This window comes from Citrobacter sp. Cb004 (genome assembly GCF_030337065.1).
Taxonomy (GTDB): Bacteria; Pseudomonadota; Gammaproteobacteria; order Enterobacterales; family Enterobacteriaceae; genus Citrobacter; species Citrobacter braakii.
The window spans coordinates 44,507-70,512 of the sequence record NZ_JAOWCH010000052.1 but is presented as its reverse complement, the minus strand read 5'-3'; the positions used below and the strand labels follow the sequence as shown (position 1 = coordinate 70,512).

At 42.5% G+C, this 26,006-nt stretch carries 24 protein-coding genes; 12 read left to right on the top strand and 12 right to left on the bottom strand.

Annotated features, from left to right (window positions below; translation table 11 throughout):
• Positions 1 to 17: 17 nt before the first annotated feature.
• The 6 genes from OGV65_RS09765 to OGV65_RS09740 all read right to left on the bottom strand — a co-directional run bounded on the left by OGV65_RS09765 (position 18) and on the right by OGV65_RS09740 (position 7,892).
• Positions 18 to 965: an ankyrin repeat domain-containing protein gene (locus OGV65_RS09765; protein ID WP_286454896.1), complete on the bottom strand. Its 948-nt coding sequence runs from the start codon at positions 963 to 965 to the stop codon at positions 18 to 20.
• 16 nt (positions 966 to 981) lie between these two features.
• On the bottom strand, positions 982 to 1,422 hold the full coding sequence (locus tag OGV65_RS09760) for a hypothetical protein (protein ID WP_286454895.1): 441 nt from the start codon (positions 1,420 to 1,422) through the stop codon (positions 982 to 984).
• 955 nt (positions 1,423 to 2,377) lie between these two features.
• Positions 2,378 to 3,847 carry a glycoside hydrolase family 1 protein gene (locus OGV65_RS09755; RefSeq protein WP_080847604.1) on the bottom strand — a complete coding sequence of 490 codons (1,470 nt, stop codon included), beginning with the start codon at positions 3,845 to 3,847 and terminating at the stop codon, positions 2,378 to 2,380.
• An 11-nt stretch (positions 3,848 to 3,858) separates the two neighbouring features.
• A complete protein-coding gene (locus OGV65_RS09750) occupies positions 3,859 to 5,760 on the bottom strand; it encodes a beta-glucoside-specific PTS transporter subunit IIABC (RefSeq protein ID WP_080847605.1) in 1,902 nt (633 codons plus the stop codon).
• A gap of 116 nt (positions 5,761 to 5,876) precedes the next feature.
• Complete coding sequence (licT, locus tag OGV65_RS09745) at positions 5,877 to 6,710, bottom strand: BglG family transcription antiterminator LicT (RefSeq protein WP_080847606.1); 834 nt, start codon at positions 6,708 to 6,710, stop codon at positions 5,877 to 5,879.
• Between the two features lie 240 nt (positions 6,711 to 6,950).
• Positions 6,951 to 7,892, bottom strand: coding sequence for an AEC family transporter (locus tag OGV65_RS09740; protein ID WP_080847607.1), 942 nt, complete (start codon positions 7,890 to 7,892; stop codon positions 6,951 to 6,953).
• A gap of 99 nt (positions 7,893 to 7,991) precedes the next feature.
• Here OGV65_RS09740 and OGV65_RS09735 point away from each other — a divergent pair, with 99 nt between their 5' ends.
• Complete coding sequence (locus OGV65_RS09735) at positions 7,992 to 8,876, top strand: LysR family transcriptional regulator (RefSeq protein WP_286454893.1); 885 nt, start codon at positions 7,992 to 7,994, stop codon at positions 8,874 to 8,876.
• A gap of 252 nt (positions 8,877 to 9,128) precedes the next feature.
• On the opposite strand, the gene OGV65_RS09730 is transcribed toward OGV65_RS09735, so the two are convergent.
• Both OGV65_RS09730 and trxA read right to left on the bottom strand, forming a co-directional pair.
• Positions 9,129 to 9,338 (bottom strand): YdgH/BhsA/McbA-like domain containing protein, encoded by a 210-nt coding sequence (locus OGV65_RS09730; RefSeq protein WP_049097466.1) that lies wholly within the window; start codon positions 9,336 to 9,338, stop codon positions 9,129 to 9,131.
• Positions 9,339 to 9,513: 175 nt separating this feature from the next.
• Entirely contained in the window at positions 9,514 to 9,846 is a 333-nt protein-coding gene (gene trxA, locus OGV65_RS09725; RefSeq protein WP_049097467.1) for a thioredoxin, read from the bottom strand.
• Positions 9,847 to 10,009: 163 nt separating this feature from the next.
• On the opposite strand from trxA, the gene OGV65_RS09720 reads away from it, so the two are divergent.
• Positions 10,010 to 10,915: a LysR family transcriptional regulator gene (locus OGV65_RS09720; protein WP_080787398.1), complete on the top strand. Its 906-nt coding sequence runs from the start codon at positions 10,010 to 10,012 to the stop codon at positions 10,913 to 10,915.
• Between the two features lie 171 nt (positions 10,916 to 11,086).
• Here the strand turns inward: OGV65_RS09720 and OGV65_RS09715 are convergent, their stop codons facing one another.
• Positions 11,087 to 11,785, bottom strand: coding sequence for a DsbA family oxidoreductase (locus OGV65_RS09715; protein ID WP_286454892.1), 699 nt, complete (start codon positions 11,783 to 11,785; stop codon positions 11,087 to 11,089).
• A gap of 68 nt (positions 11,786 to 11,853) precedes the next feature.
• Complete coding sequence (locus OGV65_RS09710) at positions 11,854 to 12,963, bottom strand: alkene reductase (RefSeq protein WP_003863473.1); 1,110 nt, start codon at positions 12,961 to 12,963, stop codon at positions 11,854 to 11,856.
• Between the two features lie 214 nt (positions 12,964 to 13,177).
• On the opposite strand from OGV65_RS09710, the gene OGV65_RS09705 reads away from it, so the two are divergent.
• The 5 genes from OGV65_RS09705 (at position 13,178) to OGV65_RS09685 (ending at position 16,122) form a co-directional block, all read left to right on the top strand.
• Entirely contained in the window at positions 13,178 to 13,519 is a 342-nt protein-coding gene (locus tag OGV65_RS09705; RefSeq protein ID WP_163467499.1) for a thioredoxin family protein, read from the top strand.
• A 156-nt stretch (positions 13,520 to 13,675) separates the two neighbouring features.
• Positions 13,676 to 14,470, top strand: coding sequence for an SDR family NAD(P)-dependent oxidoreductase (locus OGV65_RS09700; protein WP_032445063.1), 795 nt, complete (start codon positions 13,676 to 13,678; stop codon positions 14,468 to 14,470).
• 26 nt (positions 14,471 to 14,496) lie between these two features.
• Positions 14,497 to 14,832, top strand: a complete 336-nt coding sequence (locus OGV65_RS09695) for a carboxymuconolactone decarboxylase family protein (RefSeq protein ID WP_003863470.1) — start codon at positions 14,497 to 14,499, stop codon at positions 14,830 to 14,832.
• A 90-nt stretch (positions 14,833 to 14,922) separates the two neighbouring features.
• Positions 14,923 to 15,474 carry an OsmC family protein gene (locus tag OGV65_RS09690; protein ID WP_032445064.1) on the top strand — a complete coding sequence of 184 codons (552 nt, stop codon included), beginning with the start codon at positions 14,923 to 14,925 and terminating at the stop codon, positions 15,472 to 15,474.
• An 87-nt stretch (positions 15,475 to 15,561) separates the two neighbouring features.
• Entirely contained in the window at positions 15,562 to 16,122 is a 561-nt protein-coding gene (locus tag OGV65_RS09685; protein ID WP_003863468.1) for a TetR/AcrR family transcriptional regulator, read from the top strand.
• 1,088 nt (positions 16,123 to 17,210) lie between these two features.
• On the opposite strand, the gene OGV65_RS09680 is transcribed toward OGV65_RS09685, so the two are convergent.
• Both OGV65_RS09680 and OGV65_RS09675 read right to left on the bottom strand, forming a co-directional pair.
• Entirely contained in the window at positions 17,211 to 18,449 is a 1,239-nt protein-coding gene (locus OGV65_RS09680) for an ankyrin repeat domain-containing protein (protein ID WP_080847613.1), read from the bottom strand.
• A 1,183-nt stretch (positions 18,450 to 19,632) separates the two neighbouring features.
• Positions 19,633 to 20,589 (bottom strand): hypothetical protein, encoded by a 957-nt coding sequence (locus OGV65_RS09675; protein ID WP_080787234.1) that lies wholly within the window; start codon positions 20,587 to 20,589, stop codon positions 19,633 to 19,635.
• 334 nt (positions 20,590 to 20,923) lie between these two features.
• On the opposite strand from OGV65_RS09675, the gene hxsD reads away from it, so the two are divergent.
• From hxsD to OGV65_RS09650, 5 genes are read left to right on the top strand one after another with little or no spacing between them, the layout of a single operon-like run.
• Complete coding sequence (gene hxsD / locus OGV65_RS09670) at positions 20,924 to 21,196, top strand: His-Xaa-Ser system protein HxsD (protein ID WP_080787232.1); 273 nt, start codon at positions 20,924 to 20,926, stop codon at positions 21,194 to 21,196.
• Positions 21,196 to 22,584, top strand: coding sequence for a His-Xaa-Ser system radical SAM maturase HxsB (hxsB, locus tag OGV65_RS09665; protein WP_080787230.1), 1,389 nt, complete (start codon positions 21,196 to 21,198; stop codon positions 22,582 to 22,584). The genes hxsD and hxsB overlap by 1 nt, the downstream gene beginning before the upstream one ends.
• Positions 22,577 to 23,689, top strand: a complete 1,113-nt coding sequence (gene hxsC, locus OGV65_RS09660; protein WP_080787228.1) for a His-Xaa-Ser system radical SAM maturase HxsC — start codon at positions 22,577 to 22,579, stop codon at positions 23,687 to 23,689. Before hxsB ends, hxsC begins: the two co-directional genes overlap by 8 nt.
• Entirely contained in the window at positions 23,686 to 24,321 is a 636-nt protein-coding gene (gene hxsA / locus OGV65_RS09655; protein WP_080787226.1) for a His-Xaa-Ser repeat protein HxsA, read from the top strand. Before hxsC ends, hxsA begins: the two co-directional genes overlap by 4 nt.
• Before the next feature lie 18 nt (positions 24,322 to 24,339).
• Positions 24,340 to 25,947 (top strand): TIGR04141 family sporadically distributed protein, encoded by a 1,608-nt coding sequence (locus OGV65_RS09650; RefSeq protein WP_080787224.1) that lies wholly within the window; start codon positions 24,340 to 24,342, stop codon positions 25,945 to 25,947.
• Positions 25,948 to 26,006 lie beyond the last annotated feature (59 nt).

The following is a 26,006-nucleotide window of genomic DNA, read 5'->3' as shown; positions in this document are numbered from 1 at the left end:
TTGTTTACTACTGAATTTTAGAGTCTTTTTCGCACAGGTGTACGGGGGAACTCTGGCTTCATTCCTTTTAGCAGGTCTTTTTTCTCTCTTCCTGCGATATAAGAAAAAACCTTATCGGAGTCGGAGCGCTGTCTCAGTATGTCCTGATCTATTCTGATACCATTGCGAATAAACCATTTTACTATCTCGTTCCCCGTATAGCTGCCAATGTGCTTATTATTCATATTATAGAATTGGACTTGGTCGATATCTGTATAGGCTTTTAATTCGATAAAAAATGCCTTCATTTCTCTCACGTAAAGTGAAAATGTACAGTATTGATCTATCGTGAAATGAATGCCTTTTTTATGCAGTAACGCCAACAAGGGTAAGGACTCAATCGATAAGTGTTTGAAAAATTTAGGGGGAGTGTCAATTTTATCAAAATGACGAGTAAGGGCCATTGCGATACAATCATATATGTAACCTTTACGGTCAGACAAATCCAGAACCGTGCTGCCATACTTATCCCTGTGATTAAGAGCACAACCTTTATTAACCCAGTAATCAAAGTAAAAAATATTGAAGGTCTTATAAAGAAGGGTTTGTCCATTATTATCTGTGTGATTAATGTCAACGCCTGCATTAATAAGGAGTTCTGCGTTCACCCTGCCAAAATTTTGACTGAAAAGACAATTTTCCCCATTGTTATTTGTATGGTGAATATTGATTCCGGAATTAATTAAGAGGCTGAGTATTTTAGGTGATTCATTGGTAAATAGCGCATTGTTTCCGTAGTGATCTGTATGGTCTAAATTCATTCCTTCTTCAATCATGGCTTGAACCGCACTAATGTGGCTGTTACGGAACAGTACATTTCGACCCGAATGTATGAGCGAGTTAATATCGAAACCTGCGGTAATGCATTCCTGGACATCTTTTTTAGTCTGGCAGTATAAGAAACCGTATTCTTTATGGATACTCATTGTGTCGTCTCCTCTTTTAAGCTGCGATTTTGTTGTAAGTGTTGTTGTTTGTTCTATACTCTTTTATTTTTACGATATCGTCGTAGATCCGCGAGAACGAAAACCATGAGATCTCTTTAACTTCGCCTTTCTTATTTTGATAAATGATATTGCACCCGCGAAACTGGAATGCATTGTTGAAGGTGCCATGGTTTGCATTTCTGAGAAAATGAACAAATGATTTAATTGTCTCTTTCTTGCTTAAGTTGTAAGAGAGAAAGGTATGAATAGAAAAGAGGGTTAAGATATTTCTCTGAGTAATCATATGTCTGGAGAAGTAACAAAAGTAAAAATCCTGCTCTTCACTTACTGGTTTTCCGAATACAGAAAATTGTGGGTTATATAATCTATAGAGATCTGCATTCTTTTTGGTTTTGGCAAGGTAGTTTGTCAGTGTTGGGTAATTGTGTTTTTTCATTTTTATTCTCCTTTATTGTTTTGGAGAAGTTAATGTATATTATTAAATAAATATAAATCAAATTTATTTTTTGGTGGCAATAAATAAGCAAGCGTTTCCATTAATATTTAAATAATTTAACTGGATGTTTTTAATGAATAATTTTCATGGCTAGCAAAAGATGCTATTTATAAAATAAATAAATTATGGGTTGTTCATTTGCGATTGTTAAGTGATGGGGTTTATTTAATTGGTTATTTATTAGGAGGGCTTGATTCGCTATCGATGATTGTTTTTTATAGTAAAAACGATCGGTGGCTATAATGGTTTTAATGGGGGCGCCCTTCCCCCATTTTAAAGACTGTTTAAAATGTTTTTGTTTTTTATAATGTATGTGTTTTGCAGGGTTGGTTGCCAGGTCTTTGGGGGATAGGTAAAATAATTATCACCATAAGTGATTTTAGTATCTTATTTATTATTAAAATTAATCGGGTTGCTTTTTGTTTCGATAACAAAGTATTGCATCTCAATTTCCTGAGCGAAATGATTTTTTATTTAAGAGGGGGCTGCATCTGACTTTACTATTTAATTGCTGGTCGTCCCGTACGCTGATGAGATAGATTACATCGCAGATTAAACCCACGATGAACTCGAACGAGGCATTATAATGCCACATGCGTGATACGTTTACTGTTGTCATGAAGCGAATGTATCAGGATGAAGTTATTGAGGTCATCATTCTGAGATGCACAAAGCTGCCCCTTCTGTTTGCGGGTACGGAGGCACCTGTTAAAACACTGGATATGGCGGATATCCTCGTTGTGACATCGTTTGAAGCACTTAACCTGTAAGTTACTTTGATTTTTAGAAAAGGACAGAGGGCGTTATGCTCCGGTCCAGCGAATATTTTCAGCAATACTTTTAGTGTGAATTATGTGTATTCAGGGACAGTCTATGGCTGTCCCTGAAATAAGTTTTAACTCAAATCATGACCGTTCGAGGCGATCACTTTTTTATACCAGCCAAAACTTTTCTTACGAGTACGTTTGAGCGTTCCGTTGCCCATATCATCCTGATCAACATGAATAAAACCATAGCGCTTGGACATTTGTGATGTACTTGCGCTGACCATATCAATTGGCCCCCACCACGTATAACCAAACAGATCGACACCGTCAGCAATGGCTTCATGCATTTGTTCAATATGCAGTCGTAGGTAATCGATACGGTAGTCATCCTGAATGATACCATCACTGCCAGGAACATCTACGGCCCCCAGACCGTTTTCTGCTACAAAAAGGGGCTTCTGATAGCGGTCATATAACTGGTTCAGCGCCAGTCTCAGACCTTTCGGGTCAATCTGCCATCCCCAATCACTTTCAGGCAGATACGGATTGCGAATCCCTCCGGTGATCAGATTCCCTTTGACACCTTCCAATTTTTCGGGATGTGCACTCACGGTGCTTGACATGTAATAACTGAAGGATACGAAATCGACAGGGTATTGACGCAATATTTCATCGTCGCCGCGTTCTTTTTGTAACACCACACCTTTTGTAGCAAACATTCTTTCTGTCCAGGCGGGATAAGCACCGCGAGCCTGTACGTCGCTGAAGAACAGGGAAACACGTTGAGCATCCTCGCAGGCCTGAATATCGTCAGGGTGGCAGGTATGTGGATACAGGATCTGATAGCTGATCATGCAACCCACTTTAGATTCCGGAATAATCTCGTGGCAGGCTTTAGTGGCGAGAGCACTTGCTACGAACTGATGATGCGCGCCCTGATACTTAGCCTGTTCAAGAGCCGGATGATCCTCTTCAATAACCCCCACGCTGACGTACGGATGATGCTTGACGCAGTTAATTTCATTAAACGTCATCCAGTACTTCACTTTATGGCGATAGCGCTTAAAGACAGTCGTGGCGAACTGCAGGTAAAAATCAATTACCTTCCGATTTGGCCAGCCACCATATTCAGTGACCAGGGTCAGAGGCATTTCGTAGTGTGAAAGGGAGACAACCGGCTCAATGTTATGGCGACGTAACGTATCGAACACCCGATCGTAGAAGGCCAGACCTGCTTCATTCGGCTCGGACTCGTCACCTCGCGGAAAGAGACGCGTCCAGGCAATCGACATACGGAAGCATTTAAATCCCATTTCGGCAAAGAGCGCGATGTCCTCTTCGTAATGGTGATAGAAGTCATTACCTTTGCGCTTAGGATAGTATTTTTTGCTGGCCGGGTTCTGAGCTTCAGCCACCTGTGCGTGCGTCATCCCGGCCCACTGATCCAGCCATGTCTCTTTCGGTGCATTAATATCAAAGATAAAGACATCAGAGGCTGATAAGCCTTTGCCATCTACATCATGCGCACCTTCCAGCTGGTTTGCCGCTGTAGCACCACCCCAAAGAAAATTGTCCGGAAAAGATTTAGAAAAGGTCACTTTTTTTCCCCTTACACAGCTGCCGCTGTCAGTTTTAGAAAAGCCTCACGTGGTTCCACTTCATTTTGTGAAATAAGGCTGATGTCGTCATACCGCTCGGTGTTAGTCACAATGATGATGATGCTGGAGTCGATGTTGTCTGCACGTAAAGCATCCAGATCGAAGCTAATAAGCGGCTCACCCACTTTCACAACCTGATCGTCTTCAACATGCCGTATAAAGCCTTTTCCGTTCAGCTTCACAGTATCGATGCCAATATGGATTAAAACTTCAGCCCCCGATTCGCTCTCCAGCGTAATGGCGTGATTGGTGGCAAATACCGAACCTACCCGGCCGTTTACCGGTGACACCAACTGACCATTGACCGGGACAATAGCGATTCCTTTACCGAATACTTCATCGGCAAACACAGGATCACTCACCTCAGAAAGAGGAATAAGCTTTCCCTCGGCCGGGGCATAAAGTTGTTCGCCTGCGGTAGCGTGTACAGGGCTGATTCCCGCACGCACTTCATTAGTCTGAGCTGATGATGGCTCAGTTTTACTTGTTGAATCTGGCTGGATTTCGGATGTCTCCTCAAAGCCCAACGCAACGGTCACCAGCGCAGCTACAGCGAAGGCCAGACCAATACTGGCCAGTGCCCAGCCGAATCCCTCACCAGCCAGCGCCGGTAAACCGGACAATCCACTTAATGCATATGCATAGGCTTTTACGCCCATTGTCATTGCCAGGCATCCACCTGTGGCTCCGCCAATCAGTGCTGCCGCGAAGGGTTTTTTGAAACGGATATTGATACCGTACATTGCGGGTTCAGATACGCCCATCAGGGCACTGAAAGAGGTCGACAGTGCCAGAGTGCGGGTCTTTTTGTTGCGGGAGCGCAGGAACACCCCGAAAGCAGCGCCTGCCTGTCCAAAGTTCGCGACAAAGATGAGAGGCTTGATAGGGTCGAAACCCAGGCGAGTGATGTTATTGATCATGATGGGTACGAGCACATAGTGCATACCGGTAATGATCATCAACGAAAGCGTTCCTCCAACCACAATCCCGGCCAGCGGCCCCATATTCTCAACAAGCCAGATTATTCCGCCTGAAAGCGAGTTGCCGATAAAAATTCCGGCTGGGCCAATGAAAATAAGCATCACCGGTGCCACAATCATCAGGCTCAGCAGAGGGGAAAACATCATTCGTATAGAGGCGGGAATGATTCTATTAAAGAATCGTTCAACATAACTCAGCAGCCAGACTGAAAATAAAATTGGGATGACCGAGTTAGCATAAGAAACGGGTGAAACTGTTAATCCGGCAAAGGCAACAGGGTCGCCTGATTTCAGTAACGAAGTCAGTGCCGGGTGAAACAACACTGCCGCAAGTGCAACAGAGAGATAAGGATTCGCACCAAATTTCAGACCGGCGCTGAAGGCCAGCACCATCGGCATAAAGTAGAAAACCCCATCGCTGATGGCCGTCATGATCTGATAGGTTTGATTAGTGGCAGTTACCCAACCGAAAGTAACGAAAAGGGATAAAACGCCCTTAAGAATACCGGCTCCGGCAATCGCCGGTATAATGGGGGAAAATATGCCTGAAATGACTTCGAAGGCTAGGGATACGGGATTTCGGCGCTTTTCCTCAACCTTTTCATCCGTTTTATCCTCAGCCTTAAGACGAGGGATTTCGTCCTGTATAGCCCTGAGAACCTGCGTAACCTTGTTACCAATTATGACCTGGAACTGGTCGCCGGAAAGGTTAACGCCCATAACGCCGTCGAGTTGCATCAGCGACTCACGATCGGGTTTGTCGTTATCTTTCAGGTTAAATCGCAGGCGTGTAATGCAATGAAAAACAGAATTGATGTTTGCATCGCCACCAAGAAGCGCAATAATCCTGCGCGCGGTATGTTGATAATCCACAGAAATACTCTCCAGATTTAGGGCGCAGCTGCCCGTTCACAATCGCCGGTATTAACCGGACACCTTGCTTCCTCTGGGGTTTGCCTGATTTAACAGTAACAAGCCTAAATGGAAATTTACTTACGGTTCAACACGTTACCAATATGAACCGTGAGGTATAACTTCTCTGAACTGCTCATCGTATGGTTGTAATTCTTGGCCACAAATTCACTGATGGCCTGAACACAACCCAGGATTTTTTCATAACGTTTCGGCATCTGTTCAAACAGTTCCGCATCGTCATTATTAAGGATCTCACCCGCCATAACCCGCTGGGCAAAAAACTTCAGATGGGTAACAAAACGCTGATAGTTGAGGCTCTGTTCATCAATACTTATTGCAAACCAGTACTTTACGATATTCTGGATCTGAAAAATCAGCCGAGTCATCTCCATGACCTGTCCATCCGGCATATTCATGGATGCATTCACGATATGCAGCGTGATGCTGCAGGCTTCCGCATCCGGCAAAAGCTGACCGGTGTGTGAGGCAATCAGCGCCAGCGCCTGACGTCCAATCAGATATTCCTTACGGTATAAATGGCGGACCTCCCATTCCAGGGGATTCTGAATCTCAAGCCCCTCAGCATACCGCTTAAGTGCAAAGTTTAAGTGATCGGCCAGCGAGACGTACAAAGAGTCGCTCAGCATATATCCAAGCGAGTTTCTTGCCAGCGTGACGATATCATCTGTCAACTGAATAACGTCTACCGGCACTTCATTCAGTAATACTTTGAAGCGATCAGAGATGGAACCTTCTGCCAGGCTGAAGGTTTTCTCAACGTTCTTCTCTTCAACAATGTCGCCTACTCTGGCATTAAAGCCCAGGCCGCGTCCCGTCAGGATAAACTCAGCTCCGCTGATATCGGAAACGCTGACGACGTTATTGTTCAGGATCTGTTTGATAATCATCGTCAACTCCCAAAACGCAAAACGGGCAAAACATAAGTACAGCCAGGGAACCCCCTGTAGCTGAATTTACGTTTTGCCCGCCGAACGGTAACAAGCTGTATATATCATTAAACGATATAGTTCTTGGTTATGAGCAGTCAAGAACGTAAAAGCCAAGAGGTATTCTTTCATTCAAAAATGTGATCTGGGTTTGATTACAACTCTTAGTATCTGTTTCAGATACTAACTCTCCAGGAAGCTCTACTGGCCAATGAGGTACAAATAAGCAGATAGAGTAAACATGGAGACCACTGTTGAGATCAGGACACATTTCGACGTTGTCGATGCCTCACGACGATAAAACTCCGCCAGCATAAACGGTCCGGTTCCGGTTGGTAGCGCGGCCAGTAGCACGGCGGTGTGAACCAGCAAAGGTGAAAGATTAAAAACCTTTGTCGCAAACAACCATGTCAGCGCAGGCTGAATCAGTAATTTAAGCACGACCAGCATCGTTACCGTAGCATGTTCATTGTTCTTTCTTTTATCTGACTGACCGGCAAGAAATAATCCCAGAGCGATAAGTGCACAGGGCGAAGCTGCTCCCCCAAGTAATTTCAGGAAAACGTTCACAGAGCCAGGGATAGTTAATCCTGATACCGGAATACAAATGGCAATAGCCGGAGACATTAACAGCGGGTTTTTAATCAGAGATTTCGCTACACGTCCGATGATGATACGCCGCTTTACTTCCCCCTGAAGGCCAGTTTCGATAATGATGATCCCGATGCCAAACAGTACAGATACCGTCAGAATGGTGGCAATAAGTGTGGGCGCCAGAGCTTCATGGCCTAAAAAAACGAGGATGAGAGGAAAACCAATAAACCCCGTATTAGCATAACTGGCGTTCAGGGCGTCGATAGCAGCATCTGCAAGATGGCGGGTTCGTCTTAACTGAATAAATATGGTCAGGAAAAACACCAACATCATTCCTATCGAGAAAGTACTGATAAATGCAGGCTGAGCGAGATCACTCCATTTTGCATTTGCGATGATATCAAAAAGCAAAGCAGGCAATGCCAGATAGACAACAAAGCGGTTCAGTTCACTCAGGGCATTTTCGCCTAAGATTCTGAACTTGCGAGCTAACCAGCCAACCAGGATAAGGGCAAAGACAGGCAGTACAACATTCAGGGTGGACAACATTGACAGAACTCAAAAGAGAAAAAATATACTCTAGAGATATTGATCTATACATTCCAATGCCTTTTTATATCTTCATCTATATCAAAAAGGTATCACAAGATGTCCGATTTCAGACAGTTGAACTATTTTCTGACTCTGGCTGAATGTCTTAACTATGGCAAGGCAGCAAAAGCGCTGAACATTTCACAGCCACCACTGAGCCGGCAGATTGCCTCACTGGAGGAGAAGCTCGGAGTAAAGTTATTTAACCGGCATCATTACGGTGTCTCACTGACTGAAGCCGGAAAAATGTTTTACACAGATACTAGGGCAGTCGTCAGCGCGTATGAACTTGCCTGTCGTAATGTCCAAAAAATGGCTGCCGGAGAGAAGGGGCAGCTGTCAGTCGGTTTTATGATGCACGCTGCGTATTCAACCATACCGGAGCTCACAAGGCGCGTAGTCACTGATTTTCCTGATCTGCAACTAACCTTGCAGGAAGTTACTCCTGGTGCACTGGTAAGCGCAGTTCTTGACGGTGATTATGATGTCGGATTGGTATTTAACCCAGGCCCGGCTCGTTTTCTAGAAAGTCTTCCCCTTCATCGAGAAAAACTCTGTCTGATAGTAAATAGCAAGCATCGTTTAGGCGTAAAGAAGTCCATTAATGCATCTGAGTTGCAGAGCGAGCCGTTGATTGCTACCCCTCACGCCGTTGCCCCCGTGTTGCGTGAAACGATTGACCTTTTTCTACGTCAGCAGGGCGTTGCTCCCTGTTACCGTCTGGAAACACAGCTACAGCAAACCATTGTAAGTCTGGTTGCCGAAGGGTTAGGAATAGCTCTTGTTCCAGAATCGGTTAAAAAACTTAATTACGAAGGGATTGAATATCTTGAACTGGAACAGAGTCCAACGATAGAACAAGTACTTATTTGGCATAAAGATAACAGTAATCCGGCGCAGGCTCTCTTTAAACAACTAGCAAAAGCATTAACTGAATCTTGATGTTTTCTCCCGCCTGGAGGGCGGATTTTCTCGACATACAAATCAATGTATTTTTAACGGGGAGCAGGTCACCTGGAGCAGACGGTGCTGCGCGACTACCGTGACTGAGTGAATGATGCACCGGCACTGGTACCGGATTCAGTTGCTCATATTGTGAGCAGGACATGAACATAATCGTGCAGTTTATTCTTGAGCTGGCGGGAGTAGATTTCTGTAATATGTACTCCCGCGTGCTGCCTGTCACAGACCCGTTCAGTGTGTTAATTCTGCAGTCATATGCACTCTATTGCCGCTGTATGCTTCAGTGATGGAATATTCTGCTCCGGCTTCTTTTGCTTTTGCTGCGATCTTTGCATGGGCTTCATCGAGCGTACTGCCTGTTGCGGTGACAGACTGTGCAAAGCTGGTTAACGAAACCAGTGAAAGAGCAGTGATGATAAAAACTTTATTAATGGCTTTCATGATATTTCCTCAGTTATTTAATAACACTTTGCTAAGTTAAGATACAAATGTGACGGGTTAAAAATAACCCATGGTAATTTCATTTATGTGCTTCAGTTTAATGAGATGGTTTAATAACGCTATCGTCTATGGAAATAAACAATTGCTTTATCTTCCTCATTGCTTTTAACGATAACTATTTTTCAGTAGTTAAGTAATCATTCAGTTTTTCTTCTATCTGTTTTTTGGGCAAAGCACCACCAAATTCCAGAACGATCTCCCCTTTATTAAATACTTTGAAGGAGGGTATCGAGCGAATACCATAGATACTGGCCAGTTCGGCATTTTCATCGATATTGACCTTCACAACTTTCAGCCGGGTTTCATGCTCACCTGAAAGTTGTTCGATGGTTGGTGCGACTGAGACACAGGGTGGACACCATGGCGCCCAGAAATCCACCAAAACAGGAAGGTTGTTGTTCAGTACTTCCTGTGAAAACGTCTCTTTATTAACACTCTTGACTGACATAGGATACCTCTCTCAATGCTCTTGAATGACTGCATTGTAGGTTGCCAGACAGGAAGAGTTAATTCGCAATAAAGAATCAATATTAATTCTATTTCTGCATTAATTGATGGTATGGTTTATCTGCTATGGCGGTGTTTTTTGATGTTATTATTGAGGTTGTTAGATGGATATCAAAGCATTACGTTATTTTTTGCAAGTCGCAGAGACCCTCAGTTTTAATCGCGCCTCTGAACGGCTCAACATATCACAGCCCGTAGTGACACGTGTTATCGCCCAACTCGAACATGAGATTGGCACTAGGCTTTTTGACAGAACCACCCGCCGCGTTTCATTGACACCCGCAGGAACTGTTCTGCTTAATGAAGTTCGGCCGCTTATCGCACATGTTGAGTCTGTCCAGCAGACGGTTCGTCATGTTGTGGCTGAACAAAGCGGTAAATTCACGGTGGGATATACTACTCTGGCTATGCAGACGGTCACTCCTGATTTACTGCGACTTTTCAGCGAGAAGTATCCTGAAATTGAGTTGGACGTCAGGGAAATGACCACCCATGCTCAGGTCGAAGCGCTGCTGTCAGCCGAAATTGATGTAGGCTTCGTATTAACGCCGGTTGAAGATGAGGCGCTGACAGTCATTCCGCTGCATAAAGAGCGACTCAGATTAGCGGTATCCAGCCGTCACCCGCAAGCCGCTCTGGCAGGAAAAAATAAACCGCTTCCGTTGGCTGCTTTTGCAAATGAGGAGTTTATTATCCCCTGCAAAGAGCAGTTCCCTGCCGTTTATGATGAAATTATCCGGCTTTGTGAGGAGGCAGGATTTCGTCCCCGCCTGCGTTCATGTGGAGAAAACCAGACGTGTGTCGGACTGGCACGAGCTGGTCTTGGCGTAGTATTCGTCTCTGGCAGAACAGAGGATATTCCTTCAGAAGGGTTAGAATTTGTTGAAATAGCAGCACCGGTACCTGAATTGGAAATTGCAGTTGTCTGGCGGACACGTGATCCCTCCGTACTATTACAGCCATTCAGGGAGTTGGCAGAAATAACCATAGAAAACGGAAGCATAGATTGAATTTATGTTCAGAAATCGTATTGTCGTGAATGCCTGAAGATGCCCGCAAAATAACCAGGAAACAGGGGCAAAGTGAAAAAAATTAATTGGCGAATTTAAGCTGACTTCCGGAATAATTTCAGACTGAAGATTACTGACGGAATCCAGGTTAGCCACGAATGCCTGTAGACATTATTTACAACCATCTATTCCGCAGACCATCCCCTCCATGAACATGGACTCATCTTTGGTTTCTTCCCAGACTTGTCTCAAGGCGCTCAAAAAATTCGCGGCTGGCTGTGCGCCACTGATTGCATATTTATTATTGATCACAAATAGAGGTACGCCACTTGCACCTATCGCACGAGCCTTTGCCTCATCGTCATCAACAGAGTCCCTGAATACAGGGTTTTCAAGGGCACTTTCAGCCTGAGACTGTGTCATACCGGCTTCAATTGCCAGAGCAATCAATACATCCCTGTCAAAAATAGAACGCCCTTCAGTTGTGGCCGCAGAGAACAACTTTTCTGACATCTGTGTTCCGAGCCCTGCCTCACGCGCAGCAGCTGCAAGGGTATGCGCTTCACGTGTATCGCCAAAAAGCATAGTGTCAAAGTTATAGATCAATCCCTCTGATTTCCCCGTGCTTTCAATCTGGTTCATCATTAACTCTGCGCCATGCTCACCACCAAACTTCTGATACAAAGCCGATCTGAATGGAATAGGGGGGGGGGCACTCGCAATACGATAGCTGTGATGACGTACATCGACCTGTTTAGAATATTCAAACTCTTCAAGACCCTTTTCAAATCGTTTTTTAGCGATCCAGCACCACGGACAGACATAATCAGACCAGACATCTACTGAGATTCGGGGCATTAATGATTTCATTTTGTACTCTGAAGATATATGACAGGTAAAGTAAAATGCCCGGATTTATATTATCCGGGCCGACTTAATTATTTTTCGCTGTATACCGGGTAATCGGTATAGCCCTTTTCCGGAGAGCCGCTTACACCGTAATAGGTCGTGCGATCGCTTTCCGCCAGCGGCCAGTTATTTTTCATTCTTTCAACCAGATCCGGGTTGGCGATAAATGGCACACCAAACGCAACCAGGTCAACTTCGTTGTTATTCAGGCGTTCTTCTGCAATATCACGGCTGAATCCACCTGCTGCAATGATCGTCCCACCAAATGATTCACGGAAATCAGCTTTAAATTTCTCAGCGGCTTGCGGTGCGGTGACGTAGGTCGGCTGGAAATAGAGGTGCACGTAGGCCAGGGAGCGCTGGCTAAGAGCCTTCGCCATTTCTGACCAGGTTTCTTCTTCCCCGGCATAGGGGGCAAGATCATAGATGCGACCGAACGGAGAGAGTCGTACTGCGACTTTGTTGCCGCCAATTGCATCGGAAACGGCATCAATGGTCTCCAGCAGGAAGCGCTGACGATTTTCTACCGAACCACCATACTCATCGGTACGGGTATTCAGCTCACTGCTCAGGAACTGGTCAAAGATGAAACCGTTAGCCGCCATGATTTCAACGCCATCAAACCCGGCTTCCACCGCCAGTTGTGCTGACTTCACAAAATCGCGGGTAACGCGCTTCACTTCATGCGTTTCGAGTGCACGCGGAATGCTTGGGGCAACCGGGCCGGGTTTACCACTTTCGTCCCAGGCAAATACTGTTGTATTAGTCGCAGGAATGGTGCCTGAAGAGACGGGGGCAATATGACCAGGTTGTAGTGAGGTATGAGACATACGCCCCACATGCCACAGCTGCGCGAAAATTCGGCCACCTTTCGCATGGACAGCATCCGTTACCTTACGCCATCCCTCAACATGCGCATCATTATAGAGACCAGGCGTATAGAGATACCCGCGACCTTCTTCGGAAACAGGCAGCCCTTCAGTGATCAGCAATCCGGCTGAAGCACGCTGCGCGTAATACAAGGCAACTACGTCATCAGCGATGTCATTCAACGTGCGAGTACGTGTCATAGGTGCCATAACCACGCGATTTTTCAGCTCAACGCCACCGAGGTTGTAAGGGGTAAATAACGTCTTCATTGCATTCCTCATCTTAAGAGTCACGAAATTTCTGGCCACAACGACCGTTCTGGTCACTCCGTCAAAAATCACCCGCAGCATTAATCATGGATGTCGGGTCAATCTTGTCAGCGAGTGAAAGTGTGCGTACCATATCAACCTACTACTAGGTAGGCAAGTGAAAATCTGTTTTTTCGTGCCGTAATGACTGATACGTACAACGCCGGAGATAACGATGACAAATGTACGCACCTACAATGAAGACAACTTTCATGATATCGCATGGGGTGAGGGACTGGCCGTAATCAGGTTCTTTGCACCGTGGTGTCCACCCTGTCGTGAGAGTGAAGCGGAATATTTGCAATTCGCAAGAAAACTGGGGCCACATGTCAAAGTTGGTGTGGTGAATGTTGATAAATCACCTGTTTTATCAACTCGGTATGAGGTTTTTGGGCTTCCTTCTGTTCTGGTGTTCAGAAATGGTCAGCTGATGAAACGTATTACAGGACAGAAAACTGCAGAGCAATACGCAGCTATTTTTTCATCAATTACCGAACACGAAGCAGATGTTTACTGACGATACCATCCGTTGGGTTTTGACGATGTTTTAGATGTCAGAACCCGACATCGGTCAGTAAAAAAATAAAACGTAAACTTGACAAAGAAAATACTCTCGCCCAGACTACCTACCAGTTGATAGGCAGCTACAGAAACTTACCTCACCGGAGGCATTATGCAAGATACACAGTTTACGAATCATAAAGTCCTGATCATTGGTGGCACCAGTGGGATCGGTCTTGAAACAGCAAAGATGGTTTTAGAGCAGGGCGGAAAGGCTGTCATTGTAGGTAGCCGTGCTGAAAAAGCAGAAGCCGCACGCCAGGAACTCGTGGCTATTTCGGGTGAGGAGAATGCATTCGCTCTGACTGCTGACTTATCCAGTATGGAAAGTGTTGCAAAGCTTATCGCTGCCCTGAAAAAGGATCACAGCGATATTGATATGCTGGTCAATTCCGCCGGCATTTACTATCCAAAAAGTTTCCTTGAGCATTCAGTCGTGGATTACAACAACTTCCTCGATCTGAACCGGGCATTCTTCTTTATTACACAGCATGTTGCTGCATCACTTGTAGATCAGAAGAAAGCTGGATCTATTGTGAATGTTACTGCAGTCGCTGCACGCCAGGCAGTAGAAACCATCACCGCTTCAGCTTACTCCATGGCCAAAACGGGTCTGGATACTCTGACACGCCACGCCGCAGCAGAGCTGGCTGAGCACGGTATCCGTGTCAATGCAGTAAGCCCTGGTATTGTTGAAACCCGAATTTTCGAACGTTTTATTCCGGGTGAACAACTGGATGGTGCGCTGGCCAGTTTCAATAACTTCCATCCGCTGGGGCGGAACGGTACACCGCGTGATGTTGCGGAAACTATTGTTTTCCTGCTTTCAGATAAAGCTTCGTGGGTAACCGGGGCAGTCTGGGATGTGGATGGCGGTGTAATGGCAGCCCGGAAACTCGGCAATTAATTTTTTACTAATCTGAGGAAATCATCATGTCTGCAGAATGGGGCAATCGTCTCTCCGCGCTGATCAAAAGCGTCGGTAATCTGGCCAAAACAAATAAACCTGTTGCTAACGCGTTTCATGGCCTTGAAACCGCTACGCGCGAAAACAGTGTTCTGGATGCCAAAACTCACGAACTGATTGCCATTGCTGTGGCAGTGACTACTCGTTGTGACGGTTGTATTTCCGCACACGTGGCCGCCGCCAAAAAAGCTGGTGCAACGAAAGATGAAATCGGTGCTGCAGTAGGGACTGCGATTGCGCTTAACGCCGGTGCTGCTTTTGTCTATTCAGCACGCGTAATGGACGCCTACGACGAGCTGTAATTCCGGCTCGGTTAGTTACAGACAGACTCAAATCCGGGCGTCTTCTGCAATCCGGCTGCCCGGTAAATCTCAATGAACAGGAATATCAAGATGACAGAGAAAGTGAACGGTATTGATGTTGCTGCATTCCAGCAATTCGCCGAAAAAGTGACCCAAAACACGGAAAAAGCAAAAGCCAGGTTTAACGTAGAGACCCGCTGGGCAGGACAGACCCGTTCAGTTTCTACCATGAAGTCATATGAACTCTTTGGTGACAGCATCGAGCGTACCTTCCATGTCGCCGCTGATGAACCATCAGAAATACTTGGAAGCGATACTGCACCTAACCCACAGGAACTGCTCATGGCTGCGCTGAATGCCTGTCTGACCGTAGCGTATGTGGCGGTAGCTGCCAGCAAGGGCATTAAGGTTAATTCCCTGAAAATCGAAACGTCAGGCGAACTGGATCTGCGTGGTTTCCTTGGGCTGGATGAAAATGTTAACCCCGGATACGATTCAGTCCAGTACACCGCGTTTATTGATGCTGACGCTCAGCCGGCAGAAATTGAAGAAATTCATCAGGCCGTACTGAAGACGTCACCAAACTATGCGAATTTCTCGCGTTCCATTAAGATGGAGCCGAAACTCGTCATTGCACAATAACCTAAGTTGCATGATGGCAGACGCCCTGATTTGAAACAGGAGCAAGCGTCTGCCCTTGCTTCGTCATTTTTCAAACAGGTCGATTTTATGTCTATGGATACCCGACAATCATTAATCAATTCTGCAGAGTTTATGCTGCGTTCCAGAGGTTATGCTGCCTTCAGTTACGCTGATCTGGAAAAAATGGTCGGTATCAGAAAGGCCAGTATTCACCATTATTTCCCAAAAAAAGAAGATCTTGGTGTGGAAATTGTTGAAACCTACATCAATCGTTCGGCTGTGGATTTCGAAAAAATCGATCATGACTTTCCAAATGCTTTTGGTCGGCTCTGTGCTTTCGCTGCATTGTTTCGGGCTGCAATGGCTGATGGTATGTTACCGCTATGCGGGGCACTGGCAGCTGAAATGGCAGCCCTGCCGGAGACCATGCAAAGCCTTACGCGGAAATACTTTACCCTGCAACTGCAGTGGCTTGAGAAAACCATAGAGGAAGGTACTGCGGCTGGTGAATTCGCGGCAACAGGCACACCCCGGCAGAAAGCGTTTCAGATTTTAAGTCTCCTTGAAGGCAGCAGCTTTGTCCGCTGGGCAATGAATGACGGCACAGATCTGGAGCCGGCTGCTATTGGTGCTATTGTTTTCCATTAATCTGAAAGCCTGCGGCCCGATTTACAATACCATTATCATTGTAAAATCGGGCGCCAAAAGAGCCTTCACTTCCTTCGGTAGTAACCTGCATATTATTTTATCCCTTGACCGCTTACCCTGAATGCCTGGTTTAGTTCAGGTCGCCACTATTTGACGTAATGACTTTTATACAGGCCAAAGCTTTTCTTGCCCGAACATTCAAGCGTCATCAACCGACGTCATCCTGATCAATATGTTTAAATCCGCAACCCTTGGACAACTTATATGTTTGCGTGTCTGGTACTGAAAGACTGGGTTAAATGAAGAAGAGTTACGTTAAGGTAACGAACGCCTGCTTTGTGTCAAGAGTGGACGTTACGCACGAACTTTAATGGTTAATGGATGAGGTAGTATCCAAACTTAGAGTATTGTTCCACTCATCCAGAGTCAGAGTGAAAAGCATGCTTGCGGGTTCATTTTTCACATTATGAATATCACGCGCATACCGGAGACCTGCTGTAGTCAGGAGCTTTGGGATGCCAGATGGTTTGGTCTTACTACCGCAGAAATTTCAGCCAGTTTTAAAATACTAATTCCATAGGTGATCGCATATTTAGCTAACTCTGTTGCCAGACCTTTTCCTCATCACTTTATAGAGAAACGATACCCCAAGTTAATTATCTGCGTATCGGTCATAACTGATAACGCTAAGTCCTCCAAAACCGATAATTCTTTCTGGATTTTCCTTCAGTGCAACAGCCCATTTTCCGAAACTATAATTTCCCCAATGGCTAAGCCATCGGGTCAAATCATTACGTGTATGAAAATAAAATTTAGGTTATTTATCCCCCCTCAGTTAATTATCAAAGTAGGATTTAAGTTCATTTAGCGTGTGAGGATGTTTTCCTATACTATGTTGAAAGCGGTATTATTTATTACTGTCAGAGTGCCGGAATCGTCATTCATACAACCTTTACTATGACGTAGTCAATCAGGGAGACGCTGATAGCTATATCACACTATACAGCGCCCATATTTATTGACGTACACATAATTTTTTTACTGTAAGTATCGAGAGTGCATCAAAACTGGATATGAGAATAAAATCCTCACAGCCTTCTTTTACAGGCGGTGCGTTTTATATCCGGTTTAATTACGGTTTTAAGCGTTTTATGTTCCCTTAGTGCAAGGTAGGCAAGAATTTCAGTGAGAATGTCCTGATCTTCAATGTCATTAATATTTACATTTACATTGTTTCTTATGAACCATTTAATGATCTCCTTGTTTTTTACGCTGACCAGCGGGGTGTCATACCATGAGCAAAGGGTGATATTGCTGAGATCAATAACTTTCTGCGCTTCAGTAATAAAATTTTTAATATCTTTGTTGGCGTATCTAACAACGCAACGGTCATTAATTTTGTAATCGATATTCTGGCTTTGCAAAAATTTAATTAGCTCAATGCAGCCATAAGTAAGGCGATTGAAAATTAATGGTCTTGCTTTAATAAGGTTAATGTAAGGTGTAAGCACGCTGAGACACTGGTCAAGTTGATAGTTGCTGAACAACATGGTCTGTATGTATTCAAAGACGGTTTCTCCATTATTATTAACACGGTTTATATCGCAGCCATTGTTGATTAAAATGTCTGTAATTGGTTTTTTATAAGGGTGAAAAATTAAGCTGTTCCCATTTCGATCCTGTATGTCAGGATCAAGGCCCGCAGCGAAATAAACATCCAGTAAGTTAGCATCTATGCCGGTAATGTTAATGGAATTATGACCATATATATCCCTTTGGTTAACATTGATACCTTTCTTAATCAGCAGACGCTTAACGTCAGCCTCACAGACGTAGAAAAGCGCATTTCTTCCATAGCTGTCAGTGTGGTTAATATCAATACCACTGTCGATGAGTTCTCTGGCTGAGCTTTCGTTGATCGCAAAGAAAAGCGCATTTTTATCTTCAAGTTCAGGGTGGTTTATGCTGATACCATTTTTTACCAGTAACTGAACTGATTCAGCGTCACTGGTGTAGAAAAGCGCATTCCTGCCCAGCGTGTCCGTATGGTTGATATCAATCCCGTTTTCAGTCAACACACACAGGGTTTCTGGACAAGTTGCATAGAAAAGCGCATTCCTGCTAAACATGTCAGTATGATTAATATTTATTCCGGCATTAATCATTGCTTCCATAAGCTCAGGGTATCTGCAACCGAACAGCGCATTCTGGTTCGATGAATTTAGCGTGTTTATGTCAATTCCTGTCTTTAATAATTTTATGAGTTCTGCTGGTGATTTTATTTTAAAAAGTTTCAGGTTATTATCGATTAAAGATTGTTGGTTCATATTTTATCTCCTTGGTTATAATGTAAAACAACAATAATCAATGGATTTTTGTTTTTCAAATTTATTTTTAATTATTTTTAATGCGAGTGTGTAATGCCATTTAAATTAATATAAGGATTAGCTGTCTGGTGTAAATAAAAATAGAATAATACCTGCAAGGTAGTATCTCAATTAATCACGAGTTAGTATCCGAACTAATCATGATTTTGCATGTATTCTCTGATAGTGGTTTGATATGCGAAATAATGTCGGGAAGCTTTGGTGGTGAATCCACACCGCCAACTGAATAGCGCGCACAGTAGAAACGTATCAGTAGAATGAACAGCATTACAGGTAGTGCTTTTCTTTTCTGACCGAAGGGAAGAAAAGCAAGGGCAATCCGGAGAAGCAAGCGCAGCGGCTTCGCAGGGTTAGCCCTTGCTTTCTGCTCTGATGTGAGCATCCAAATATTGATATATAAGATATAAATTATATCTATGTATTAAAACGTTAAAGGAAATTCTATGAGTAACAAATTGTGGTTGGTCTTAATTTCAATTTTTTGAATATCTTTGCTATAACAATTTATTTATATTTTTATGATGAAATCTTCCTGCGAAGATTTAAAGAGTTTGTATGGGGTGTAGACATCCTATCCATACCATTCATTGTTGCGTTCTTTATAATTAAGCAGTAGTCTTTGGCTTTCCTTTGATGTCTGTTGCACTCATAAATGCTTTTGTAAATGAGCAAACTATCAAAATGAACCTTAATGCAAATGGGACTATATTGCTTTCAAGGGATGACACGTTTATATCCTCAAGAGGGGATACGATATAAAGCATTTTCATGGAAGCAAAGGCGGCAGCAAGAAAGAGAATTGTATCATTAAGGGTTTTTATTAACTCGCCTTTTTTTCTATATTGTTTTGTGAGTAATATAGTACAAGAAATACATATCAAGTAAAATCCTATATATGCAGGAATTTGAATCCCTTTACAGTCATTAACTATTAATAACAAGTATGTAAAGTATAATGTGTATAGTGATATATTTAGAAACCATAGTGAATTATCATCTAACTTTTTATATATTTTCTTTATTATGAAATATTTTATTTTTTTGCATTTTCTTTAAATCCTTCCAAAGGATATCGTTTAGTCTACCCCAAGAAATTAAAAGGGATAGACTTTTTTTAAAAGAATCAAATCCCAGTAGCCAGGGAATGAAACTCTTTTTTTAACTCATCTTTATCTATAGATGGATTATTGAGTATATATTTGTCATTCATATCATAGCAGCCTATTCTAATAGGTAGGCAGGTTGCATATTCATCCGAATCTAATAGGAAAACGTCTTCATATTGGTAGAATACTCCAAATACTTTCGAATCAAGGTTAAACTGTACATATGTATTTTTAGCTTTATGATAATAATATTCAATTTTTTGATTTACATAGCCTTGTACTATTTTTTTAAAGTTTTTATTGTGAGGTATTTGTGATTGTGCATCTTCAATGCTTACTCCGAGATTTTTATATTGTTCGAGAAATTCAATGAATATCGAATCAATAAAATCTTGTATCTCTTTTTTTGATACCAAATGAGATATGTCAATGGAAATGAATCCCCTTTTAGCTAAACCATCTTCAATTCTTGTTATTATTTGATTGTTTGCTTTCCTGATATTTTGTTCGAACCCTGATTCGCCATGTAAAAATTTACATTCAATTGCGATATCATCATCAATAATAACGTCGCACTCACTTGTAATATTTATATTTTTTTGTTCTTTGCATAATAAATATCTTAAAGCCATATCAAACTCAAAGTAAAAATCATTGTGTTCTTCTTCTAAGTTAGAGAATGAATGACTTCCACTTACTAATTTTAATAAATTGTGCTTTAAAAAATCCATATCGCCTGAAAAAATAGGCATTAACCTTCCGTATTTATTAATGACAGCTAATAACTTACTTTGGCTTACTAAATCAAGTTTACTGAAATCGCTAAGTTGCTTTTGGTAAAACCAAAACTTGCTTTTTTTAAATTTATTCTCTCCAATTACTGAGCAGAGAAATTCAGTGAATTTAAGATACTCAGCCTTTACAAGATCGAGTTCTTTGTTATTTATATAACTACCTTCCTGAGGATGACTCATTTGATTAAATCCTTTTTAAGAAAAAATCATGCAATCATTCTTATAACATAAGGTCATGAAATGTAGAATATAATAATTTGCTAACTCAAAGAAATTAAAATAGTTCCTAGGTAGGTTGGTTTTTTTGTTACTAATCAATGTGTTAAGCGATTGCAGTTTATACTGCAACACCATGGAGTTGTGACACTAATCAATCTCTGTACAGGATTCGAACTCATAACCTTGACATACTCAGTAACATTTTTGTTAAATGGCCGTATAAAGTTGCTTATAAGAATAATCTTCAAATCCAATATGTTTCTTTTCGTTATTATTACTTGGGAAGGTAATGGCGATGTGGGAAAAGGTATTACAAAAAAATATTTATTCTGAATGGGTTATCCGAAACACTCTCTACTGGATGACTCCTGTAAGCCCATGGATACTAGAAGAAAACACATCCTCTTGGATTATCTTCTTTGAGATAGGTGGTCCTGAATGTGAGTTTGAATTCGGAAGGCTGTTAAACGATTTTACCCTCCGTGAGAAACTTCACCATCAAACTGGTCAGTTGCGTGATGCCATTATCAGCAAGGTTCTCCGAAGCATAGATGACAGGCTTGCATAATGAAACTCATGCCTTTTAACTTCGACAGGATGCCTGACGGCCGGGTATTCATCAGTAACCTCGCTGGCTTTCATCATTTTGTAGGTGAGCAGGAATTTCTCGATCTGGTAAACGGTCATATCAGTCAAGAACAGTCCTCATCGCTTGAAAGCAAACTTTTCATTTGCGGAGATGAATCCTCCTCCGTTACCCCTTATGCACTAAGTTCGGCTTTTGCCAAACGACTCATGAATGAACTGGCGGTCAGGCCAATCTTCATGATTGTACCTACTCTTCGTTGCGATCATACTTGTAAATATTGCCAAGTCAGCAGGGCATCGGTCACTGCTGATGGATATGATCTCAACCCTAAACTGATACCGCAAATTGTCAGCACCATAAAGAAACTAGGTACACCTCCCTACAAGATAGAAGTACAGGGCGGTGAACCACTTCTTAGGTTCGATCTTGTTCAGTCAATCTATCACGAGTGTGATATTTCATTGGGTAGTGATGCTTTCGAAATGGTGATTGCTACAAGTCTGTCATTGCTCGATGAAAACATCCTCTCATGGGTTAAAGAGCGGAATATCACCTTCTCGGTCTCGCTTGATGGGAATGAAGCTATCCATAACAAGAATCGCATCCTTACTGACTTTCAAGCTCATAACAAAGCAGTAACTGGTATTCGGAAAATCACAGAAGAACTTGGCGCAAACCGGGTAGCTACGGTTACCACAGTTACTAAGGAGCTGACTAAAGAGCCAGCCTCCATAGTAGATGCTCATTTGTCTCTGGGTCTTACAGACATGTTTATCAGGCCTGTTAGTCCTTATGGGTTTGCTCAGAATCAGAGCTTCACTTTTTCAATGCCAGAGTATTTTGCTTTTTATAAAGAGTTGATGCAGGAAGTGTTGATTCAGAATGAAAAGGGAATACCTGTCATTGAGCACTCGGCTGCTATCCATCTCAAAAGAATTTTCAATCCGGGATTCAGTGGTTATGCAGATCTAAAATCGCCAAGCGGAGTCGTGCTGAACTGCATCCTGTTCAATTATGACGGTAAAGTCTACGGTAGTGATGAAAGTCGTATGCTTCAGAAAGTAAACCCGGAAGCAGATTTCAGTGCAGGAGAGTTTGCCTCACTCTCATTCAGTAGCAACGAATACTACCGTTCCGCTCTTTCATCCTCATTCAATTTTGCTATGCCGGGATGCGATACCTGTGCTTATCAGCCTTTCTGTGGGGCAGATCCTTGCCAAAACATTAGTGTTCATGGCGAACCTGTTGGTGACAAGAGTCGGTCTACTTTCTGCCAGTATCACAAAGGCATGTTCCGCTTCCTTCTGAATGAAATTTCTCAGGATGGGCCGATGGCAAAGATGCTTAAAGGGTGGACTTATGTCTGAGGTGCTGAGAAACGACATTTTCAGGTTTACGGCAGATCTGCCAGTTCAGCAAGGTTTCTATCGCCTGTGCAAATTTAAGCCCGAAAATCCTCAATTCTATCTGCCAAATTTACTGGTCAGTGAAACTCAACTTGATTCCAGACTTCCTGCATATTTTGCAGACTTCGTTGTGAGCACTGATCTTTTCAATTCCATAGAAGATGGTGATATAGGGATTGTTAACAATGGCAACATGATTAGGGTGATTTTGTCACGGAGAGCAAACCATAACACTGTTCTGGTAACTGAAAGGTGCAACAACCGTTGCCTTTTTTGTTCTCAGCCTCCTAAGACAGGAAACGATGACTGGCTTCTTAACCAGTCAGCACTTGCCATCGCCTCTTTCTCCCTGAATGGTGTAGTAGGAGTGAGTGGTGGAGAACCTCTACTGTATGGCGAAGATTTCTTGCAATTTCTGGACTTCATAATCGAAAACTCACCTGAGACAGCTTTGCATGTTTTGACCAATGGACGAAAGTTTGCAGATGTCAGTTTTACTCAACAAATGAAAGAGCGAAGCGAAAAGCTCAAAATAACTTTCGGTATTCCGCTTTATTCTTCAAGGTCGTCAGTCCATGACAATCTGGTTGGAAGCGAAGGGGCATTTGATGAGACAGTTATGGGGCTTATCAATGCCGGTAACTCAGGGATCAACATTGAGTTAAGAATCATTCCGACACTGGCTAACTATATGGAACTGGACAAAATCATAGAGTTCGCTGGTCGCGTGTTTTCCAATATCAACCAGATTTCTCTTATGGGGTTAGAATCTATCGGCTGGGCACGTAAAAACTGGTCATCAATCTTCATTGAGCATGATAGCTATAGTGAGAAAATTCTCTCTGCCATAGGAACAGCACAAAGGGCAGGCATCACCCTAACAATCTTCAATTACCCATTGTGCCATCTTCCTGAAAGAGCTTGGAGATTTGCTACTCAGTCAATTTCTGACTGGAAAAATTACTACCCCAAAGAATGTGATGAATGTACTCAGAAGTCTTCCTGTGCTGGTTATTTCAGTTCATCAAAAGGCCGTTTTCATGAACCACCGAGACCAATTTTATGAAAAAATTTAATTTCGCTGCTCTGCTTCCGGGGTTTTTAGCACTCAATAATTCTGTATGGGCAAATGATTCCTCCACTGGTGCAAGTGATTTGCCCGGTATGACTCTTAATGAGCATGATTTAGTTATAGCTCCACTTAACACGGAAGTACCTTTCTACATTGCCGGGCATCGTAGTCATAGCTCCCATCGAAGCCATAGTTCTCATAGATCTTCGTCTGGTGGTGGGTACTATGGTGGAAGCACTCCTTATTATCCCAAGACATACAGTTCACCAAGCTCATCAGGCTCATCCACTTCAGGTACAAATTCGTCATCGTCTTCTTCATCTGTTCGTTCACTTCGTTCTAATGACACCGATGCCTCTACGACCACAAACTCTGCTGGAATGAATGGAACTACTCGTGCAAGTAGTGGGCTGGCTTCTGATACTGAGAAGCGTAAGCGTTTGATCATGCGAGTGCAGTTCGCATTACTGGATAAAGGGTTTTATAACGGCAATATAGACGGAAGTATGGGGCCTGAGACACGAACTGCTATCAAAAATTACAGAGTTGCATATGGGCTTCCTACTCCAGTAAGAGAAACATTAGATGCTCAGTTATTGAACTCTTTGAATATACTGGCTCGTTAAAATATCAGGTAAAATAGAATGAAGATAAAACTCTCTATTTATAAAACAAAAAGGTTTAGCGATGATATTGATCAGGTTTTGAATTTGGACAGGGTCAAAAGACCTGTTGAATTCGATATGGAGGATGCACGAGCATATCTATATGTAAAGGAGTACATGGACCCAAAACCTCCTGAATGGACCACCTTTTTTATGGGCCAAAATCCTGGCATAGAACCTGATTTCTTCGGTATGAATAGTAGCACAGGAGCAGTATTAGTTATTGAAGCTAACAATTCCAGATATCTTATTCCCTTTGGAACCGGTCATCACTTAATCAATGATGGCAGCATTGTCAAAGGATTTGGGCTTAAAACAACTCTTAATAGTATAGAACATAAGAAAATTCGCAGTTTAGATAAAGGCAGTCACAACGAAACGAACCTGTTAACTCGCAGTCAGAGCAGTAAAGAAGTCGATATATACAACCTAAAAATAGATTCTGAGATGGATATTCTCACAACTCTCACAGGCACTTCGACAGAAGATATTTTAGGAAGTAAAATTACTGGCAAAGATGCGTTTGTGATCATGCCGGATATTGAATTGAAGGCTATTCCAGCACTGTTGACCAAAATAGACTCTATTTACTTATTACCTCTTCCTGAAGAATTCGAATGGGTTAACAATATCAAGGAGGCTGATGAACAAGAAGTTGAGATATTGGATTCGCTTTTGATTGATCGGATAAAGGAAAAAGACTTCAATGATTTATGGCTTGGAGAGCCAGAAATAGTAGACTGGGAAAATCAAATAGGCTATTGCTTTGATAAGAGACAAAGGTTCATTCATGAAACCTTATCAATATACCATGTTTGTGATTATTTTGATGGTAAGAAAACTGAAGTAACTGTTGATGAACTCAAAAAAAGTTACCTGCATGTTTTGAATGCCGATTTTGAATCGATAAAAAAATGGTCTTTATATAGGTGCCTTTATGCCGAGATAAAAGAAGGTGATCAGAACTATATTCTTCGAGACTCTATATGGTATGTTGCAGATAGGAATTTTGTATCGACTATTGATGATGAAATGAAAAAAATAATTCATTATGAGGAGTCGGATAAATTCCCTGTATATTCATATAAACGAGAGGAGGATTATAATAAAAAACTTTGCCACGATGATAATTCCTTTACACACATGGATCAGAAATTCATTCATCATGGTGGTGGTAAAAGTAAGATTGAATTTTGTGATCTTATCAGAGGTCAATCAGATTTTATCCATGTAAAATATTATACTGGTTCGCAAAGTATGAGCCATCTTTTTTCACAAGGATTTATAGGTTCTGAACTTTTTATAAGTGACTCTGAATTTCGAGGCAAACTTAATGAGAAACTACCTGCTCATATAAAATTAGCCGATCATATAAATAGACCAGATGCTAAAAAATATAAACTAGTTTTCGCCATAGCTTCTAATAAAAATCTTCCCGAAGATTTACCTTTGTTTTCTAAAATAAACTTGAAAAATTTCCACAAGAGTATTACCAATTTTGGGTATGAGGTTAGGATCTGCAAAATTGCTGTGGACCCAGATATTTATAAAAAGAAGCTATGTAAACCACAAAAGAACAAGCTTTAAATAAATTTTTCAATGCCAGAGACGTTTGCCAGTTCATGCAGAAAATCGCTTTTGTAAGT

What these genes read in the sequence shown, in the direction of transcription:
- OGV65_RS09765 (WP_286454896.1), bottom strand. Translation starts at nt 965, where the DNA reads ATGAGTATCCATAAAGAATACGGTTTCTTATACTGCCAGACTAAAAAA.
- OGV65_RS09760 (WP_286454895.1), bottom strand. Translation starts at nt 1,422, where the DNA reads ATGAAAAAACACAATTACCCAACACTGACAAACTACCTTGCCAAAACC.
- licT (WP_080847606.1), bottom strand. Translation starts at nt 6,710, where the DNA reads ATGATTATCAAACAGATCCTGAACAATAACGTCGTCAGCGTTTCCGAT.
- OGV65_RS09740 (WP_080847607.1), bottom strand. Translation starts at nt 7,892, where the DNA reads ATGTTGTCCACCCTGAATGTTGTACTGCCTGTCTTTGCCCTTATCCTG.
- OGV65_RS09735 (WP_286454893.1), top strand. Translation starts at nt 7,992, where the DNA reads ATGTCCGATTTCAGACAGTTGAACTATTTTCTGACTCTGGCTGAATGT.
- OGV65_RS09730 (WP_049097466.1), bottom strand. Translation starts at nt 9,338, where the DNA reads ATGAAAGCCATTAATAAAGTTTTTATCATCACTGCTCTTTCACTGGTT.
- trxA (WP_049097467.1), bottom strand. Translation starts at nt 9,846, where the DNA reads ATGTCAGTCAAGAGTGTTAATAAAGAGACGTTTTCACAGGAAGTACTG.
- OGV65_RS09720 (WP_080787398.1), top strand. Translation starts at nt 10,010, where the DNA reads ATGGATATCAAAGCATTACGTTATTTTTTGCAAGTCGCAGAGACCCTC.
- OGV65_RS09715 (WP_286454892.1), bottom strand. Translation starts at nt 11,785, where the DNA reads ATGAAATCATTAATGCCCCGAATCTCAGTAGATGTCTGGTCTGATTAT.
- OGV65_RS09710 (WP_003863473.1), bottom strand. Translation starts at nt 12,963, where the DNA reads ATGAAGACGTTATTTACCCCTTACAACCTCGGTGGCGTTGAGCTGAAA.
- OGV65_RS09705 (WP_163467499.1), top strand. Translation starts at nt 13,178, where the DNA reads ATGACAAATGTACGCACCTACAATGAAGACAACTTTCATGATATCGCA.
- OGV65_RS09700 (WP_032445063.1), top strand. Translation starts at nt 13,676, where the DNA reads ATGCAAGATACACAGTTTACGAATCATAAAGTCCTGATCATTGGTGGC.
- OGV65_RS09695 (WP_003863470.1), top strand. Translation starts at nt 14,497, where the DNA reads ATGTCTGCAGAATGGGGCAATCGTCTCTCCGCGCTGATCAAAAGCGTC.
- OGV65_RS09690 (WP_032445064.1), top strand. Translation starts at nt 14,923, where the DNA reads ATGACAGAGAAAGTGAACGGTATTGATGTTGCTGCATTCCAGCAATTC.
- OGV65_RS09685 (WP_003863468.1), top strand. Translation starts at nt 15,562, where the DNA reads ATGTCTATGGATACCCGACAATCATTAATCAATTCTGCAGAGTTTATG.
- OGV65_RS09680 (WP_080847613.1), bottom strand. Translation starts at nt 18,449, where the DNA reads ATGAACCAACAATCTTTAATCGATAATAACCTGAAACTTTTTAAAATA.
- OGV65_RS09675 (WP_080787234.1), bottom strand. Translation starts at nt 20,589, where the DNA reads ATGAGTCATCCTCAGGAAGGTAGTTATATAAATAACAAAGAACTCGAT.
- hxsD (WP_080787232.1), top strand. Translation starts at nt 20,924, where the DNA reads ATGTGGGAAAAGGTATTACAAAAAAATATTTATTCTGAATGGGTTATC.
- hxsB (WP_080787230.1), top strand. Translation starts at nt 21,196, where the DNA reads ATGAAACTCATGCCTTTTAACTTCGACAGGATGCCTGACGGCCGGGTA.
- hxsC (WP_080787228.1), top strand. Translation starts at nt 22,577, where the DNA reads ATGTCTGAGGTGCTGAGAAACGACATTTTCAGGTTTACGGCAGATCTG.
- hxsA (WP_080787226.1), top strand. Translation starts at nt 23,686, where the DNA reads ATGAAAAAATTTAATTTCGCTGCTCTGCTTCCGGGGTTTTTAGCACTC.
- OGV65_RS09650 (WP_080787224.1), top strand. Translation starts at nt 24,340, where the DNA reads ATGAAGATAAAACTCTCTATTTATAAAACAAAAAGGTTTAGCGATGAT.